The sequence below is a fragment of the Acinetobacter sp. WCHA39 genome (genome assembly GCF_002165385.1).
In the GTDB taxonomy this organism is placed as follows: domain Bacteria; phylum Pseudomonadota; class Gammaproteobacteria; order Pseudomonadales; family Moraxellaceae; genus Acinetobacter.
The window spans coordinates 82,263-100,726 of the sequence record NZ_NHRP01000006.1; the positions used below are offsets into that span (position 1 = coordinate 82,263).

The window sequence follows — 18,464 nt, forward strand, 5'->3', positions numbered from 1 at the left end:
TAAGATAAATTTTAGAAATTAACTTTTTAAATAATTTATGAATTTAACCATTTAAATTATTGAAGGAAAATATTTTATGCGGATTATAGTTACAGGTGGGGCTGGGTTTATTGGTTCAAGTGTCATACGTCACATTATTAAAAATACAAATGATGAAGTTCTTAATATAGACAAACTTACATATGCAGGTAATCTAGAATCACTAAAAGAAATTGATCAGAATCCACGCTATCAATTTCAACAAGTTGATATTTGTGATGCTTCAAAACTAGAACAGATTTTTGAACAGTTTCAACCTGATGCAATCATGCACTTAGCTGCCGAGTCACATGTTGACCGTTCTATAGATGGGCCAAGTACATTTATTCAAACCAATATTGTTGGCACATACACCTTATTAGAAGCAGCACGTAAATATTGGCAGCGATTAGACGAAATTAAAAAAGTAAATTTTCGCTTTCACCATATTTCAACAGATGAGGTTTATGGTGATTTGGACGGGACTACGGATTTATTTACTGAAACAACACCATATGCACCAAGCTCACCTTATTCAGCCAGTAAAGCGAGTTCCGACCATTTGGTTCGGGCTTGGCAAAGGACCTATGGTCTACCAACTATTGTAACAAATTGCTCTAATAATTATGGTCCATATCACTTTCCTGAGAAATTAATTCCTTTAGTGATTCTGAATGCCTTAGATAGTAAAGCACTCCCTATCTATGGAGCTGGTAATCAAATCCGTGATTGGTTATTCGTTGAAGATCATGCAAGAGCCTTATATCAAGTTATCACTCAAGGTACGGTTGGAGAAACTTACAATATCGGTGGGCATAATGAAAAACAGAATATTGAAGTAGTGAAAACCATTTGCAGAATTCTGGATCAATTAAGACCACAAAATAATGCTCAACCTTATGAAAACTTAATTACTTTTGTAAAAGACCGTCCAGGACACGATTTACGTTATGCAATTGATGCCTCAAAAATAGAAAATGAACTTGGCTGGAAACCTCTAGAGACATTTGAAACAGGTATTCGTAAAACAATTGAGTGGTATTTAAATAATTTAGAATGGTGTCGTCACGTTCAGGATGGCAGCTATCAACGTGAAAGATTAGGGGTAAATCTATAATGTCGACGAAAGGTATTATTCTTGCTGGCGGTTCAGGTACTCGCCTCTACCCAATTACCAAAGGCGTTTCTAAACAGTTACTCCCAATTTACGATAAACCGATGGTGTACTATCCACTTTCAGTATTAATGTTGGCAGGTATTCGTGAAGTTCTCATTATTAGTACACCTGATGATATTGACGGATTTAAACGCTTACTTGGTGACGGTTCTCAACTAGGGATTGAACTGAGTTATGCTGTTCAACCTAGCCCAGATGGCCTCGCCCAAGCCTTCATTATTGGTGAACAATTTATTGGTCAAAGTAATGTGTGCCTCGTTCTTGGCGATAATATTTTTTATGGTCAGGGCTTTACACCAATGTTACGTCAAGCAGTTGCTCGTCAAAAGGGTGCGACCGTCTTTGGATATCAAGTTAAAGACCCTGAACGTTTTGGTGTGGTTGAGTTCGATGAGCAAAAACGTGCCGTTTCTCTTGAAGAAAAACCGAAACAGCCAAAATCACATTTTGCTGTAACTGGTCTTTATTTCTATGACAATGATGTTGTGGAAATCGCAAAACAAGTTAGACCATCAGAACGCGGTGAATTGGAAATCACGACCGTGAATCAGATGTACCTAGAGCGTGGAGACTTAAATGTTGAATTACTTGGTCGAGGCTTTGCTTGGCTCGATACAGGTACACATGAAAGCTTACTTGAAGCTGCACAATTTGTGGAAACCATTGAAAAACGTCAAGGCTATAAAGTGGCATGCCTAGAAGAAATTGCGTTTAACAACGGCTGGCTAAACAAAGAGCAAGTTCTAGAAATCGGCCAAAGTATGAATAAAAATGATTATGGTCAATATTTGGTATCATTAGTGAGTGAAATATGAAACTGATTGATTGGATTGACTTACCAAATTTAGGTGACGAGCGTGGCGGCCTTGTTGTTGCCGAGGTCAGCAAAAATATTCCTTTTAAAATAAATCGTATCTACTATATTTTCGATGCAAAACCGGATATTCCCCGCGGTTTTCATGCCCATAAAGAGCTACATCAGGTTGCATTCTGTATAAAGGGAAAATGCAGAATGATCATGGATAATGGTAGTGAAAAACAAGAAGTATGGATGGACCAAGCCAATAAAGGGTTAAGGATTCCACCTCTTGTTTGGCACGAAATGCATGACTTTTCAGAAGATTGTGTATTGTTAGTATTAGCAAGTGAACATTATGATGAAAGCGATTATATCCGTAGTTATGATGAATTTCTCAGCGTTGTAAATCGTCCATTTATCCATCCTTTATCCGATGTACACAGCACCAACATCGGTCAGAATACACGCGTTTGGCAATATAGTGTGATTCTAAAAAATGCAGTGATTGGTGCTGGATGTAATATTTGTGCCCACACCTTAATCGAGAATGATGTCCAAATCGGTGACAATGTCACCATAAAATCAGGTGTCTACATCTGGGATGGCATTACCCTAGAAGATAATGTGTTTATTGGTCCATGCGTCACTTTTACCAACGATAAAAAACCACGATCAAAACAGTATCCTGAAAGCTTCGCGAAAACAGTTGTAGAACAAGGCGCGAGTATTGGCGCAAACGCAACTATCTTGCCAGGTATTCGAATAGGAAAGAATGCAATGATTGGTGCAGGTGCAGTCGTAACAAAAGATGTTCCAGAAAATGCAATTATGGTCGGTAATCCAGCAAAAATTAAAGGTTATATTGAGCAATGATCCCTTTTCTTGATCTAAAAAACATTAATCAACAATATCGTGAACAATTGATTGAGGCTTGTACTCGAGTAATCGACTCTGGTTGGTATATTGGTGGGAAAGAACTCGAACAATTCGAACTGAATTTTGCAAAATTTTGCGGAACCAAATATGCAATCGGCGTAGCCAATGGTTTAGATGCTCTTATTTTGACATTAAGAGCTTGGAAAGAGTTAGGTAAATTAAAAGCAGGTGATGAAGTTATTGTGCCTTCTAATACTTATATTGCGAGTATTCTAGCCATTAGCGCTAATCAGCTTAAACCGGTCCTTATTGAACCTGATCCAGATACCTTCAATCTTGATCCTACAAAAATTGAAGCGGCTATTACAAATAAGACAAAAGTTATTTTACCAGTTCACCTATATGGTCAGCTTGCAGCAATGCCTGAAATTATGCAAATTGCAGATCAATATGACTTATTAGTTTTAGAGGATTCCGCTCAAAGCCATGGTGCAGAAGTTAAAGGTAGAAAAGCTGGGAATTGGGGACATGCATCCGGATTTAGTTTTTATCCTGGTAAAAACCTTGGTGCATTAGGTGATGCTGGCGCAATAACAACGAATGATCTAGAGCTTGCCAATATGCTTAGAGCATTACGCAATTATGGTTCACATGAAAAATATAAAAATCTTGTACAAGGTGTAAATAGTCGTTTAGATGAAATTCAAGCCGCTATCTTGGATATTAAACTTAAATTTCTAGATCAAGAGACTTTACACCGTCGTAAGATTGCAGCACTTTATTTAGAAAGTATTAATAATTCTTTAATTCAACTTCCTAAAATGCAAATTAATGCTTTAGATGATAAGCAACATGTTTGGCATTTATTTGTGATTCGAACCGAACATCGTGAAGCTTTACAAAAGCACCTAACTGGACAGGGTATACAAACTTTGATTCATTACCCTATTCCCCCACATAAACAACAAGCTTATGAGGAATGGAACAACTCAAGCTTTCCAATTTCAGAAAAAATTCATTCTGAAGTATTGAGTTTGCCTATGGGACCCACCCTTAGCTTAAAGGATGCTCAATTCATCGTAGATGTCTGTAATGGATTTAAATTATCATGACATCAATGACTACCCCACCTTTAGTAACAATTGCTATTCCTTGTTATAACCATGAGCAATATGTTCAAGATAGTATCCAAAGTATTATTAATCAATCTTATTCAAATATTGAACTAATTATTATAGATGATGGTTCTAAAGATAACTCTGTATTAAAAATTCAAGAATTAATTTCAATTTGTACAAATAGATTTAGTCGATTTGAATTTAGATATAGAGAGAATAAAGGGTTATGTAATACTCTAAATGAAGCATTAAAATGGGCAAATGGAGAATATTTTTGCACATTAGCTTCTGATGATATGATTCAACCTGAAAAAATTGAATTACAAACTCAGGCTTTGCATGAATATCCTGAAGCTATTGCTTGCTTTGGCGGTGTAAATATCATAGATAAACATAACAAGATTATAGACCAACGTGTCAGAAGTTTTAAAAAAACTTGCTTTAGTGAGATATTTTTAAATCAGCATGATTTACCTGCTTCGTCGCAAATGATAGATACTGCAACTCTTCAAAAGGTAGGTGGATTTAATCCTCAAACAAAAATTGAAGATTGGGATCTATTATTACGTCTATCGAACTTGGACAAAGAAATTATCTACATCCCTTATCCGCTTGTAAATTATAGATCACATGACGAAAATATGAGTAAAAATCAAGATATGATGTATGAAGAAATGTTAAAAATCGCAATGCAATATCGAGATCATAAATTATATCCGTCCGCTGTTTATACCATACAAAAAATAATAAAAATTAGGCCACTAAGAAAAGAAAGTCCTATCAAATCATTAATGCTTCGTTGTAAATATTATTTGATTTATCTTCAAAATAGATATTTTTCAAAACAAAGTTAATCTACAGGAATATTCTTGACAAATTTTGCAGGTATACCTGCAAAAATTGTCAATGGTGGCACATCTTTCACAACAATTGCACCATTTGCAATGACTGCACCTTGACCAATCTTTACACCCTTCAGTATTTTCACATCAGATCCAATAAAAACATCGTCTCCAATTTCTACTGGTAAGCATTCATAATTTCCATTCGTTCTATTATTAATGGCCAAGCCGTGAAAATCTGAGTCAGTGACGAAAAAATTAGTACCTATTAAGCATCTACGTCCAATGGTAATTCTTGTCCGATCAGCAATCATTACAAAGTTATTATTTATAAAGGTGTTATCTAAAATTTCAATTTTAGCAGTAGTATTTCTAGCTTCTAAATACCCCACTCCATTAGTAAAATATGGAGATGGAAAAACACCTAACTCTACATTCTGAGCAAAAATCTCTCCAGTTCCGATAAATTGTGTAGCTTGTAATATTTTACCCTTAAATTTCAATTTACGAATATTAGAAAAGAATTTCCTATAAAACCATACTCTTAATCTAGTATAGCGATACATAAACTTCATAAGATCACCTTAGTTCAAACTAAATATTATCTTTTAAATAATTATAAAAAGAGTTCTGTGGCGAATTAGCAATATATGTCATTTTATGAATATTAATTAGGCTAAGAATTTTATTAAATTCAGTCTGATCATAAAAATTATTAGCTTTAGATTGTAATAAATGGGGTAAAGTATCATCTACAATCATAGATTGTTGATCTGAAAAATATTTATTGATTAAAACATCAAATAAAATTTGGAAGAAAAAGTAATGAGGAATATTATTTTGCGTTTTCCAAAAATTCAACAATAGATCTAAACATGTGTGTATAACAATATTTCCTTTTTTACCAACAATAAAACTATTTAGAACATTAATACGGTGATTACTATCCCAATCAAAGTAATCAGAATTATACTCAGACCAATAACGTTTGTTTTTAGCTTCTGATGATCTTTGAAACATAAAAAAATCAGAATCAGCAATATTTTCTTTAATTGGAGACGTTAACATAATAGTTGCATCTAACCAAGTACCCCCATAAACATCAAGTAATGCTAATCGAATTAAATCCGCAAAAAAAGCATGTTTAAATTCAGGGTTATTTTTCTTTAAATATACAAAGTCAGGCAAATCCAAATAATCATTTATATTACTATCATCCAATCGGATAATTTTATAATCAGCACAGTATTTATCTACTGATTTAAAGCATAAATTAACAATTTCAGGTAACTGACCATGATTAACACCTTGCGCCCAATACTGCCAAATTATTTTTTGATCTAAAAATGTCTTCTTTGGTTTCAGTTGAAAATGTTCAATTTTATTATCTTGATATAGATTAATCATTTTCTCCCAAGCATCAGCCACTGATGCTTGTTTAGATCGGTCTGCTATCAGATTATATTTCTTTCTTAATTTTTTTGGGATGAATCCAAAGTACAAAATTCGCCAAGGCTTTGTATGCAACTTATAAATTAAACGAACAAAATCAGTTTCATAAGAGAAGAGATTTGATAAATTGTTTGAATCTAACTTTGTAGAATTTTGATTGTTTTGTATTTGCATTTTCCCATTCTACCTGACTAATTTTATGCTCACTCTCACCACGTAAATATGCATGTCCACCAAATCGATAATGTGATTTGTCTAGGAATACTACTTTTGATGTTTTTTTCCAGTATTCATACTCACCACGACTAAAAAGAGGTGGTAAAATTTTTACATCATCACGATTTAATGCATATTTATTTAAATGGCTTTCATCATGCCATAGCGCAATAACGTCTTTCTCTAAATCAGATTTTATATTCTGATTTAATTTTTCACACATTTCCAAGTATGCTGATGTGTCTCCCCCATTAATCCCACCCATAAAATAATATTGACCTTGACCATTTGGAATATAGGCTGAAGATTCAGGATTTCTATCATATGTAAATTTACGTTTAGATAAATGGAACATATGTGGCTGATGAGCAAATACTAACTTTTGATCTTCTCTTAATGGTAGTAGATCATCTGAAGTGATTTCAGATACTATTTCAGAATTCCCATTAAAGAAAAATACATAATCAAATGCTTCTAGCTGATCCTTAATCGATAAAAAAATATCAAAGCGCATTAATGTATCAAAAGGCCAGCCTAATTTATTTTGCTGTATACAAGTAACATTACCCCTACTTTTCCCAGAAATATCCTCTGAATTATCTGTAAAAACAAAATAATGCTTTAAACAGTTATTTAATAAATATTTCTCAGCAGATTCATAGAAATATTTCCAAAAAACAGTGTATCGTCCAGTTGCGATGTATAAGACGGCTACAGTTTTTTGATTAATATCACTCATAATTATATTTCTCATTATTTAAACTTAATAGTTTTATAAGCAATAATACTAAATAATTGCATATATATCCGATAAATTTCTAATTTTATTTTAGACCAGCCTTTCTTTTTATTATTTTTCATTCTTTGTTGACGTTCATTATATAGATCACTAACCAAAGAGGTTTTACTCTTTTCAGGGTATAAAATCATTTCCTGAATACATAGCGCTGGATTCATTTGATAAATATTATTTTTTTTATTTAAAACATACTGATTAAACATCAATTGATCTAAAGGTATTAATTCAATAGATTGAATGTATTCTAAATATTCTTTTGCACCTTTTATAGAAAGTATATAACCAGCCGTACCTAAATTACAGCTTTTTAATTTAGATACAGACCGATTTCCTTTTTCCAACTGGACATATGGTTTCCCAATCAAAACACGCTCATTAAATGCTTCAATCTTTATTACATTCCAATTTGGATCAATCCAGTCATGACTATTCAAATAAAAATTTGCATCATCACCTAAATAGATATCATCTTCAAAAATTGCCATATAACTAATATTTTCATCGAGCATTTTTTGCCAAAGCGCAACGTGGCTCATAAAACATGCTAATTCAGTTTTCGCTAAAAACTTTTCATTTACATTTAATTTTAATTTATCAGCCATGGTTGCCGCTAAATCTGGCGTTAATGCGTTAAAAAATTGATATTCAACTTGATGATGACTAAATTGATTTTCAATATGCTGTCTTCGATCTGAGGCTGTTTTTAAACTTATGACATAATTTTTCATCGTAAAATAACCTAACAAATCTCCAGCATTATTGTAGATGCAGTGTATTCAATATTATTTGAGTATACAATGAATTCGTCCTACAATCACAAATATCTACAATCATATTGGCTATGAACTGTTCTGGAGAATGATCATTGAAAGCACAAGATATTACACTTTGCCTTACTATTGGCCGACGCCCAGAACTATTACGTCAAACTCTAGAAAGCCTATTCAACCAGATTAGTTTTGAACATATTATTGCAATCAATGATTTTCGTGATGAGGAAACCAATCAAGTTTTTCGAGAACTATGTCCTACAGGAATACTGATTAACCTTTCAGAACAAGTTGGACATCACAAAGCCGTGGATTTAATGTATGCTCAAGTTAAGACGAACTACATTTTTCATTGTGAAGATGATTGGCTGTTTGATCAACCTATTCAGATTGAAGAATATATAAATATTTTAAAAGATGACACTTCAGCAACCTCTATTGTATTAAGAAAGTTATCTGACTTTTCTTTTACAGAAGAAGAATTTAATAAGATCCAATTTATTCAAAATAGTGATATAACTACTGCAAAACTTACCAAACTCCATGATCAATGGCACGGTTTCACTTTTAACCCCCATATTTCACCGATTACTATGTGGAAAGCAACACAAGGATTTCAGAACTTTAAAAAAGAACGACATATTTCACGTTGGTTCCGAAAAAGAAACCAATATAATCTTTTCTTAAAAAGTGGTGTGTGTCACCATATTGGCTGGGAAAATAGCTTAGCTAATCCACCTAAAATAACATGGTGGCAAAAAACTAAAGCAAAAATTTTTGGTTAATCAAATCTCTTAGGTTCAACCTTAATTTCTCTTTTAACAGCACCTTTACACATAAATAAAAGGTAATAATAGCCCAAAATAATTTGAGCTATTATTCTTCTATATTTAAATTGAATTTTTTCTATTATAGATAATTCAAAAGAAACTGTATTTTTAACTTGACCGATAATTGAATGCATATCGTCCATCGGCTTGACCCCATACATTTCACATTTATCGCTCTGAAGTAAAACTGCTGGCTCAATTTGATAAGCTTCTAATGATCTACAACTATAAATAAACTCATCAGCTAAACCAATTGCTCTCTTTTCCATGAAATCTAGAAGTTTTTTTGCACCACTTGGGTACAGAATATATCCCCCTGTTCCACTTCTATCTTGATATAAACTAAATAATCGAAAATGATCATCAGTTAAATCAAATGTAGCCGATTTTGCAATTAACTTTCTACGTCCATGCACCTCTAAATTTATAAAATCGATATTTTCTAAATTAGTTACCGCCTTAATAATTTGTTTAAATTCTCGTACTAAAACAGCATCGTCCTCTAAAACAACACAAGGTTCATTTAATGTAACAATGTACTCCCATGCTTTTTTGTGACTCAAAAAACAAGCTAACTCAGATTGTTTCATTGGTCTTTGACCATTGAAGGCTAATTTTTGATAATCACCTTTGCTAAAATCAGCAATTGAAACTGCAGGTAAACGCTCAAATACAACTTTTAATTTATCAAATTGTTCATTTTGCTGCTGTAAACGATCTTTGGAACCATCTAAATTGATCATTAAAACTTTCATTTTTAATAGCCTAATTCATTTCTCTAAAAGTTTTTTACATGCATTCCATTTATTCATCCACATCCGTTTCTGGCGAGGAAAAAAACGATCTGCACGTAAACTCTTTTGCTGATTTATTAAGGTTCCAGCATCAATATCACTCTCCGAACCATTTTGGAGTACTAATGCAGGGTAAACTGATAAGCCTTTACCATTTTTACTTAGCCATGCTTGTAACTCTACATCAATGGGCATAAAAATAGGCTGATCATTAATCTTTTCTAAAAAATCCTGTGCACCTTTTCTTGACCAAATTAATCCTATAGCTAATATTGGAAAATAATAAGCATTTAATAGCTCATAGTTACCGAATTCAGCAATTTTAGATGTTAGTTTTTTCTTTTTTGCACCTAGGTTAATAACATTCCAATCTGTATATTTATTATTTTCCAGCCATTTTATAATTTCTATAACTTTTTGATTAAAATCCTCATTTAATCTTAAATCATCTTCTAAAATGACACCATAATCTGAACCAGACAATAAAAAAGTTTCAACTGCTTTTTTATGACTTAAATAGCAACCTATTTCAGCACCTATTAAATCTCTTCCAGTAAAAATATGAGATCTTTTACTATCATAATTTGAATATGAGGAAAGTTCAAGTTTACGTCCATCAATAGCGGAAATACGAGTATAGTTAATTTTTTGTTTACTCAATTCTGTATCTGCTTTATTTAAACGTTCTAAACTTGAATCCAAATTAATTAAATAAAAAGAAATTTTCACGATTTGACCTAATATATTAATAAATGTACAGATTATCTAATTACTGCCAAGCGTCCTTAATCCAATCCGAAGGCAATACATAACGATACCATTTACCACCACCACCATTTACGGCATCGGGCGGATTAATTTCGCCATGGAAAATAATAATTTTTGCACCTTTCGGTTTTACTGGCGGCTTCACATATGCTAATGGAATCTTTTGTAAACAATGATATTTATAACTTTTACACCAATCTTCGTTCCAATAACTCAAAGTTCCATGTGCATCAACGAACCATGATAAATAAGCTTGTTCATTACGAAATTTTTGACGAATCTCATCAAAGTTTTCACGGAAATAAGGCAAGATTTCAGGAAATCCGCCTAATTTAAAACGATATACAGAACTATTGCCCGTTATACGCCAAGGTCTTTTCCAATCGTGGATAATTAAAAACTCACCTTTCTCCTGAAAAAAGCAGTCAATATTATCCACAATCACAACATCAAGATCTAAGAATAAAGCATTGCCTTTTAGACCATATAAATCTGGCTCGAAAGTAGAAAGTTTGTTCCAACCGCGTTCAGGACTACCTGCTGGTAGATCTAATGGAGGGATTGGAAAGCATTGTACATTCGGATCAATACCTTCTGTACGATCCGTCAAACAAACCATTTTAAAGGGTAAAGTCAGATGACGTTTGACCATGTTATACAGACGATTGACATATTCTGGACCGTACTTCGTTCCCCATTTCATGCACAAAATAATATTGTCTTCATGAGTTGCTGAATCTTGTTGAATGTCTGCCATCTGATAACCTTAATGCCTTAGATATTATTTTCGCGTTGCGATTTTCGTACCAAGCGTTTTAAAACAATATGCACTGAATATTGGGCTATCTTAGCATAGGCGTTATCAAAAAAATTATTATTAATTCACCAAACTAGGAGGATTGTTTATAGTTTTGTTTAATCATTTAAGCGCTAATTTATCCCAAATAAATCTCGTGTATATATTTTTTCCATCACGTCACTAAACATCGGCACCATACGATTGACAATAATCAAATCAGAGATTGCTTTAAATTTTTGTAGACTCGACATTAAAGGATGACCAAGGTACGCTTTCACACCCAATGTGGGTTCATAGATCACGACTTGGATTCCTGCATCCGCCAAACCACTCAGCACATCATGTACAGCTGACTCTCTAAAATTATCTGAGTCGGCTTTCATGGTTAGTCGATAAATACCAACACAAGTGACATTTCGACTCAGTATATCTTCAATAATCGCTTGCTTACGAGTCTGGTTAGAGCGAATGATCGCTGAAATCAGTTCTTGAGGAGTATCATCATAATTAGCTAAAAGCTGCTTGGTATCTTTAGGCAAGCAATAACCTCCATAACCAAAAGAAGGATTATTGTAGTGATCACCGATGCGTTGATCTAATCCCACCCCTTTAATTATATCTAAAGCACTCAATTTGTTTTTTAGACAATAGGTATCCAACTCATTAAAAAAAGCAACTCGCATCGCCAAATAAGTATTTGAAAACAGCTTAATTGCTTCTGCTTCCGTTGAGTCAACACATAACAATACCGCATCTTTTTTTATGGTTGCTTTCAAATAAAGCTTGGCAATTTTCTCAGCTCGCTTTGACTTTTCCCCCACAATAATCCGTGACGGGTATAAATTATCTTGTAAAGCTTGCCCCTCTCTTAGAAATTCAGGAGAAAAAATAAGATTCTTTAAAGCAAGTTTTTTAGAAAGTTCCTTGGTATAGCCAACTGGAACTGTAGATTTGATCAACATCAACGCTTTAGGATTTATTTTTTGAATACTATGAATAACGTTTTCAATACTCGATGTATCGAAATTGTTTGTTTCAGGATTATAGTTGGTGGGGGTTGCGATAATAATCAGTTTAGCCTGTTGATAAGCCAGCTCTTGGTCACAAGTCGCTTCAATATTAGACTCAGATAAATAGTTTTGAATACAGGTATCACTCATCGGAGATACGCGCTGATTAATGTTCTTTACGCGTGTTTTATCAATATCGTAGACCATCACATCATGTTGTTTTGAAAATAATAAAGCATTGGATAAGCCAACATAACCTGCACCTACAACAGTAATTTTCATTGCTTCTCTATTGTTTTAATTGCACTTAAAGTTTACCGTAATCAAATTAAATGAAAGATTGATGATGATTTAGTTGCAATCTATTGACAACTCAGCAATAAAAAAAGCGAAGCCTGAGCTTCGCTTAATTGATCTGGTTTGATCTTATTTTACATAAGTCAACCAATGTGCATATTTATCGTTACGACCTTGTACTGCATCAAAGAAAGTTTTTTGAATAACAGTGGTAATCGGGCCACGTGAACCACAACCGATTTCACGGTCATCATATTCACGAATTGGCGTTACTTCCGCAGCAGTACCGGTAAAGAATGCTTCATCAGCGATGTAAAACTCATCACGTGTGATACGACGCTCAACCACTTCATAACCAAGGTCTTTGGCAATGGTAATTACGGTTTGACGGGTAATCCCTTCTAACGCACCGCCTGCCAAGTCAGGTGTATGCAAAACACCATCTTTGATTAAGAATACGTTTTCGCCTGCACCTTGACAAACAAAGCCTTGAGGATCAAGCAACATTGCTTCGTCATAACCTGAACGTGCAACTTCTTGGTGTGCCAAAATCGATACGGTATAGTTACCACATGCTTTTGCTTTACACATCGTCACGTTTGGATGGTGGTGCGTAAATGATGATGTTTTAACACGAATACCACGTGCCATCGCTTCTTCACCAAGGTATGCACCCCATGACCAAGCTGCTACAGCAGCATGGATGGTATTGTCTGTTGCAGCAATTCCTAGTTTCTCAGAGCCAATCCAAATGAGAGGGCGCAAATAAGCTGAAACCAATTTATTTTCACGCACAACATCAATCTGCGCCTGCTCTAAAGTCGCTTGATCAAATGGTACATTCATTTGATAAATTTTTGCTGAATTTAATAAGCGTTTAGTGTGATCTTGCAAACGGAAGATTGCTGTACCATTTGGGGTTTCATAAGCACGGACGCCTTCAAAAACACCCATACTGTAATGTAATGTATGTGTTAAGACGTGAATTTTTGCATCACGCCAATCAACTAATTTTCCATCTTGCCAAATAAAACCATCACGATCAGCCAAATTCATGGCACATACTCCAAATTTTTACACAATCATTCACTTTCCAATGCTATTGCAGTTGGATCAATTAACCTTTGCCATAACTTGCAAACGATCTCTCGGGTATCGTGCCAATCCGCAGCATTGACTTGCATAGATTGATTTGCAAGCGCTAAACGGTGGCTCTCAGCTCGTTCACGGAGATAAGCATGGATGAGTGCTGTGGCATCTTCACTGGATAAGCAGCCTGCTCGAGCAGCATCTTCAAGAATTCTTACGTTATCAGAATAATGGGCAAGATCTGGATTCGTCCCGCCCCATGCAAGCACTGCATACTGTGCCATAAATTCGATGTCAACGATACCACCTGCATCCTGTTTTAAATGAAAAATGCCATGTTTTTTTTGTTCAGAAGACGATCCCAAATGGTCTTTCATTTTTTGACGCATTTTCAATACTTCTTCACGCACGACATTTTCATCTCGTTTTTGAGTCAAAATCTGACAACGAATCTGCTCAAATAGCTGACACAAATTCACATCACCCGCAATCGAACGGGCGCGTACTAAAGCTTGATGTTCCCAAAGCCACGCGCTTTTTTGTTGATATTGCTCATACGCTTTTAAGCTGGTGACTAACATCCCCGCCTCACCCGATGGACGTAAACGGGTATCAATTTCATAAACACGCCCATCTAAGGTTTGCGTCGTCATTAAAGACATAAACTTTTGTGCCACCCGAATGGCGAACTCGGCACCACTAATGCTTTTCTTGCCATCGGTTTCACTTTGTTCCTCAAGTGCATGAATAAACACCAGATCAAGGTCAGAACCATAACCCAACTCAATCCCACCCAGCTTGCCATATCCAATCACAGCAAAACCTTTGTTATCCAAACTACAACGCTGACCATTATTGCCTAAAGGATAACCATGTCGCTCAGCAACCGCTTCATAAGCTAAATTAAGCGTCGCTTGGACGCTAACTTCAGCAATATCCGTCAATGCATCTGACACTTTCATTAATGGACTTTCAGCTAAAACATCGCTTGCAGCAACAGTTAATACATTGCTCTTCTTAAATAGACGTAAAACGCGCATTTGATCTTCAACTTGATCAATTTCGATACGTAATAATTGTTGACGTAGTGAATCTTCTAAGTCTTTACGCTGCGGTAAACCAAAATCCATAGAAAGGAATTCATCTAACAGGACTGGATATTGTGCTAACTCTTCACAAATCCATGGACTAACCGTCGCCATCTTAACTAATCGTTGTAAAGCACCACGGCTTTCCATGAGCATGACCAAATACACCGTACGGCGAAGTACAGATTCAACCAAAGGCATTAATCGCAACAAAGCGACTTGTGGCTGATCTGACTGTAAAATCGCTTCGATCAAGTGTGGCCAGAATTTCTTTAAGCGCTCTAAAGCACTCGCGGGAATTTTTTTTAGTGCTTGTCCATGCCAAAAGTTTTGAATTAGATTCTTTGCACCATCATCCAGTACCGTATTCAGTTTTTGCTCAAGCTGAACAAAGTCATCTACGGGCTCAGCAAATTCTTTTTCCTGAATAAGTTTTTTAAACTGAACTTTAACTTTGTCGCGTTTTTGATTCAAAACCGCTAAGAAAGCAGACCAATCGTTAAATCCTAACGTATCTAACATGCGTTGTCTTAATTCAGGTTCAGTCGGCAGAGATTGGGTTTGCTGGTCATTGAGTGCTTGAATTGCGTGCTCAATCCGTCTTAAAAATAAATAAGCATCTTCAAGATCAATTACAGCCCGTTGATCAAGTAATTCAGCATTTCCCAAATGATGTAGACTTACCAAACATTGACGATCTTGTAATTCACGTTTCGAGCCTCCGTAAATTAACTGAAAAACTTGAACAATAAATTCAATTTCACGGATACCACCTGCGCCCAATTTAATATCATCTTCAATATTACGACGCATGACTTCACGTTCAATCATCGCTTTCATTTCACGCATCGCAGCGAAAGCAGAATAATCGACATAACGGCGAAAAACGAATGGACGCGACATTTCCATGAGTTCTGCGCCAGCTTTCTCACCTGTAATCACACGTGCTTTAATCCAAGCATAGCGTTCCCATTCACGCCCATGCTGACTTAAATATTTTTCTAACCCGCTGTGGCTAATCGCCAAGGCTGAACCATCGCCCCACGGACGTAAGCGCATATCGACACGGAATACAAAACCATCTGCAGTAATATGATCAAGCAGATAAATCAGCTTCTGCCCCCATAGAATGCAGAACTGCTGTACATCAATACATTTACGTCCATTGGTTTCGCCTTGTTCATCGAAGGCAAAAATCAGGTCAATGTCACTGGAAAGATTCAGTTCCTGCGCGCCCAGCTTCCCCATGCCAATCACAATCAAGTCCTGAACCTGACCTGAATAACCTATCGGTTCGCCATGTTTGAAAATCAGGGGAGTCCGTGCAAATGCCTTAGCGGCACAGATACAGGCATCGGCAAAATCAGAAAGTTCACGTGTCAGCGTCACCACATTAGTAAGTTGATTAGCATCTTGCCAAATCCAGCGAAACATCAACTTTGCACGCAAGACTCGTAATGCTTTCATCCAAGCGTGCTCATCTGTTACATCAGCAACAGCTTGTTGAACTTTTTCATGAATACTTTCAGTAGAAAGTGATTGGAGAAATTGATCTTTGCAATAATCTTGTTCTAATTGTGTTTGATATAAATTTAAAACTTGTTCAGCATATTGACTGGCAACTAAAGTTTTCTGTAGCTGTTCCGCATTCATATAAAAAGGCTCGGCTAATCTCGTATCATCTAGGATTAGTTATATCAGTTACACGCTTATCTTTAAAATCTCTTTAGGCTAATTTCGCTTTAGATTTATGCTGTTCTACAGATAAATCTATTTGTTCGTTTGCAGCAGGCAATACAACTTTAAAGATTGTGCCCTCACCCTCATTCGAGCTAACACTAATTTCACCATGATTTAGATCAACGAACCGTTTGCACAATGTTAACCCTAGACCCGCCCCTTTTTCACCCGCAGTACCTTTAAAACTGACCGTGATTCTCGGCTGAAATAGCGTTTTAATCTGCTCAAGGGTCATCCCTAAGCCAGTATCTTTAATATAAATTTCAACAAAGTTACCTTGAGTTTGAGCTTGAATGAAGACTTTGCCAGAACCATCAATATCAGTAAATTTCAGCGCATTGGATACTAAATTCTGAATCACGGAAGTGATCATATTCATATCAGCATAAACTTTAAGATTTTCATCCACCTCATTAATCAACTGGATATTTTTCTTGATCGCCAGTGTTTTTAAGACATCCGTAACAATATTGGTAATCTGTCGTAGCTTAAAATTAATCGGGTGGTAAACAAAGCGCCCGCCTTCAGCCATCGACCAATTTAATAAACTTTCCAACAAGTTATAGGTCGACTGAGAAGTATCGTAAAGATAGTCCGCGATATTCTGAATGCTAGATTCATCTAAAGTGTCACGCTCTTTTGCCAATATTTCAGAGAAACCTAATAGACCATGAAAGGGTGCTCGTAGATCATGAGATATAATCGAAAAGAATTTAGTTTTACTAAAGTTTAATGCGGCTTCTTGCTCGTATAATTCTTTCAGTTGGTCATGATTGACCTTTAACTCCAGTTTCTGCATAAAACTCATACAGTGCTCTTGAAGTAATTGTTTTTGTAGTTCGCTGAAATCTTGTGCAACATCATCAAATAAAACCAGATATCCTAATGAAGTTTGATCTGGATGCCTTAAGTGTATTGCAATTGCAGTTTGTATTTTACGTTTAAATGGCGCTAGAAAGGCCAATAAGCTCTGATATTGAGGGTGTTGTTGATCGATCAAATCACCATTTACAAATAGTGTATTTAGACTTTTACTAATTTTTGAAATATCAACTACGTGTAACTTTTCTGCGCAACAATGCCAAAGGTAGGGTTCTTGATGGAATGCGAGCAAAGCAGTATCGGCTTGCATCAATTTACGGTCGAACTGTAAAAATTGTTCAAGTAAATTTTGCTCAGAATTCAAACCCAAAGAAAGCGAAATTTTACAAGCACTTAACTTATCGGCTTGCTGTAATTCTAATAGTTGAATAGCCATGCCCGCCTCTCGTGTATTATCGTTATACGGTTATTTACAAATCACTAAGAAAAATGTCAAAACCATCACCCACTATTAACAAAATTTAACATAAAAGGCAATTCATTCTTAAACCAATTCGCAACAAAACGTGAACTTTCATGAAATTTAAACTTAAATTAATTCCGTAGGGAATCTAATTTTTGGAAATTTGTTGAACTTTCAAATCATCATATATCTCAATCAATGCATCCACACTCAGAAATAATATTCCTGAAATAAAAGCAACTAAGATTCCAATAATAAGTGTGGCTACATTTCATATTAAAAGGAGCCAAGAATCAACATTAAACGCTTTAGAAACAATTATGATGTAAAATATTTAAATAATTCAAAATTATAAATGCTTTCAATATGAAGTCTAAGATTCAATTCTTTGTTAACCTTTATTCTTGAAACATAATTTTTAATTAAAAACTATAAGTATTAAAAAACCCCAAGCTTTTAATACCAGCTTGGGGTCTTTGAATCTTGGTCCCGAGGGTCGGACTCGAACCGACACGTCATCTCTGACAGCGGATTTTGAGTCCGCCGCGTCTACCAATTTCACCACCTCGGGAAGAGTGCGATGCTTTGTGTTGCGTATCATAACCTGTTTGATTTTATTGTCAAACACTAACTACCGCTTATTGCTCACTTTTAAATCACTCAGATATTTTTCTGCTTATAAACACGTGAACTCAGC

Annotated in this window: 17 protein-coding genes and 1 tRNA gene; 6 read left to right on the plus strand and 12 right to left on the minus strand. The window is 35.2% G+C overall.

Annotated elements, in window-relative coordinates; translation table 11 throughout:
* The first annotated feature begins 76 nt into the window (after nucleotides 1-76).
* From rfbB to CDG56_RS04710, 5 genes are read left to right on the plus strand one after another with little or no spacing between them, the layout of a single operon-like run.
* Nucleotides 77-1,135 carry a dTDP-glucose 4,6-dehydratase gene (gene rfbB / locus CDG56_RS04690; protein ID WP_087547084.1) on the plus strand — a complete coding sequence of 353 codons (1,059 nt, stop codon included), beginning with the start codon at nucleotides 77-79 and terminating at the stop codon, nucleotides 1,133-1,135.
* The gene (gene rfbA / locus CDG56_RS04695; RefSeq protein WP_087547085.1) at nucleotides 1,135-2,010 is read left to right on the plus strand and encodes a glucose-1-phosphate thymidylyltransferase RfbA; all 876 of its coding nucleotides are present in this window, start codon (nucleotides 1,135-1,137) and stop codon (nucleotides 2,008-2,010) included. The genes rfbB and rfbA overlap by 1 nt, the downstream gene beginning before the upstream one ends.
* Nucleotides 2,007-2,867 carry a WxcM-like domain-containing protein gene (locus CDG56_RS04700; RefSeq protein WP_087547086.1) on the plus strand — a complete coding sequence of 287 codons (861 nt, stop codon included), beginning with the start codon at nucleotides 2,007-2,009 and terminating at the stop codon, nucleotides 2,865-2,867. Before rfbA ends, CDG56_RS04700 begins: the two co-directional genes overlap by 4 nt.
* A complete protein-coding gene (locus CDG56_RS04705; protein WP_087547087.1) occupies nucleotides 2,864-3,982 on the plus strand; it encodes a DegT/DnrJ/EryC1/StrS family aminotransferase in 1,119 nt (372 codons plus the stop codon). The genes CDG56_RS04700 and CDG56_RS04705 overlap by 4 nt, the downstream gene beginning before the upstream one ends.
* Entirely contained in the window at nucleotides 3,979-4,842 is an 864-nt protein-coding gene (locus CDG56_RS04710; RefSeq protein WP_087547088.1) for a glycosyltransferase family 2 protein, read from the plus strand. The genes CDG56_RS04705 and CDG56_RS04710 overlap by 4 nt, the downstream gene beginning before the upstream one ends.
* On the opposite strand, the gene CDG56_RS04715 is transcribed toward CDG56_RS04710, so the two are convergent.
* From CDG56_RS04715 to CDG56_RS04730, 4 genes are read right to left on the minus strand one after another with little or no spacing between them, the layout of a single operon-like run.
* A complete protein-coding gene (locus tag CDG56_RS04715; RefSeq protein WP_087547089.1) occupies nucleotides 4,839-5,405 on the minus strand; it encodes an acyltransferase in 567 nt (188 codons plus the stop codon). The genes CDG56_RS04710 and CDG56_RS04715 overlap by 4 nt on opposite strands.
* A gap of 19 nt (nucleotides 5,406-5,424) precedes the next feature.
* The gene (locus tag CDG56_RS04720; RefSeq protein WP_087547090.1) at nucleotides 5,425-6,456 is read right to left on the minus strand and encodes a capsular polysaccharide synthesis protein; all 1,032 of its coding nucleotides are present in this window, start codon (nucleotides 6,454-6,456) and stop codon (nucleotides 5,425-5,427) included.
* Nucleotides 6,386-7,237, minus strand: a complete 852-nt coding sequence (locus CDG56_RS04725) for a family 6 glucosyltransferase (protein ID WP_087547091.1) — start codon at nucleotides 7,235-7,237, stop codon at nucleotides 6,386-6,388. Before CDG56_RS04725 ends, CDG56_RS04720 begins: the two co-directional genes overlap by 71 nt.
* 14 nt (nucleotides 7,238-7,251) lie before the next feature.
* Nucleotides 7,252-8,025: a glycosyltransferase family 25 protein gene (locus CDG56_RS04730; protein WP_087547092.1), complete on the minus strand. Its 774-nt coding sequence runs from the start codon at nucleotides 8,023-8,025 to the stop codon at nucleotides 7,252-7,254.
* A gap of 137 nt (nucleotides 8,026-8,162) precedes the next feature.
* Here CDG56_RS04730 and CDG56_RS04735 point away from each other — a divergent pair, with 137 nt between their 5' ends.
* Nucleotides 8,163-8,852 carry a glycosyltransferase gene (locus CDG56_RS04735; protein ID WP_087547093.1) on the plus strand — a complete coding sequence of 230 codons (690 nt, stop codon included), beginning with the start codon at nucleotides 8,163-8,165 and terminating at the stop codon, nucleotides 8,850-8,852.
* Here CDG56_RS04735 and CDG56_RS04740 read toward each other — a convergent pair.
* From CDG56_RS04740 to CDG56_RS04775, 8 genes are all read right to left on the minus strand, one after another.
* Nucleotides 8,849-9,652, minus strand: a complete 804-nt coding sequence (locus CDG56_RS04740; RefSeq protein ID WP_087547094.1) for a glycosyltransferase family 25 protein — start codon at nucleotides 9,650-9,652, stop codon at nucleotides 8,849-8,851. The two genes, CDG56_RS04735 and CDG56_RS04740, sit on opposite strands and share 4 nt — an antisense overlap.
* A 15-nt stretch (nucleotides 9,653-9,667) precedes the next feature.
* Nucleotides 9,668-10,420, minus strand: coding sequence for a glycosyltransferase family 25 protein (locus tag CDG56_RS04745; RefSeq protein WP_171295101.1), 753 nt, complete (start codon nucleotides 10,418-10,420; stop codon nucleotides 9,668-9,670).
* A gap of 40 nt (nucleotides 10,421-10,460) precedes the next feature.
* Nucleotides 10,461-11,216, minus strand: a complete 756-nt coding sequence (locus CDG56_RS04750) for a glycosyltransferase (protein ID WP_087547096.1) — start codon at nucleotides 11,214-11,216, stop codon at nucleotides 10,461-10,463.
* A 173-nt stretch (nucleotides 11,217-11,389) separates the two neighbouring features.
* Nucleotides 11,390-12,550, minus strand: a complete 1,161-nt coding sequence (locus CDG56_RS04755) for a nucleotide sugar dehydrogenase (protein ID WP_087547097.1) — start codon at nucleotides 12,548-12,550, stop codon at nucleotides 11,390-11,392.
* A gap of 144 nt (nucleotides 12,551-12,694) precedes the next feature.
* Nucleotides 12,695-13,621 (minus strand): branched-chain amino acid transaminase, encoded by a 927-nt coding sequence (locus CDG56_RS04760; RefSeq protein WP_004664837.1) that lies wholly within the window; start codon nucleotides 13,619-13,621, stop codon nucleotides 12,695-12,697.
* A 26-nt stretch (nucleotides 13,622-13,647) separates the two neighbouring features.
* Nucleotides 13,648-16,395, minus strand: coding sequence for a bifunctional [glutamate--ammonia ligase]-adenylyl-L-tyrosine phosphorylase/[glutamate--ammonia-ligase] adenylyltransferase (glnE, locus tag CDG56_RS04765; protein ID WP_087547098.1), 2,748 nt, complete (start codon nucleotides 16,393-16,395; stop codon nucleotides 13,648-13,650).
* 73 nt (nucleotides 16,396-16,468) lie between these two features.
* Nucleotides 16,469-17,740 (minus strand): sensor histidine kinase, encoded by a 1,272-nt coding sequence (locus CDG56_RS04770; RefSeq protein WP_087547099.1) that lies wholly within the window; start codon nucleotides 17,738-17,740, stop codon nucleotides 16,469-16,471.
* 511 nt (nucleotides 17,741-18,251) lie between these two features.
* Nucleotides 18,252-18,338, minus strand: a tRNA-Leu gene (locus CDG56_RS04775).
* Between the last annotated feature and the right edge of the window lie 126 nt (nucleotides 18,339-18,464).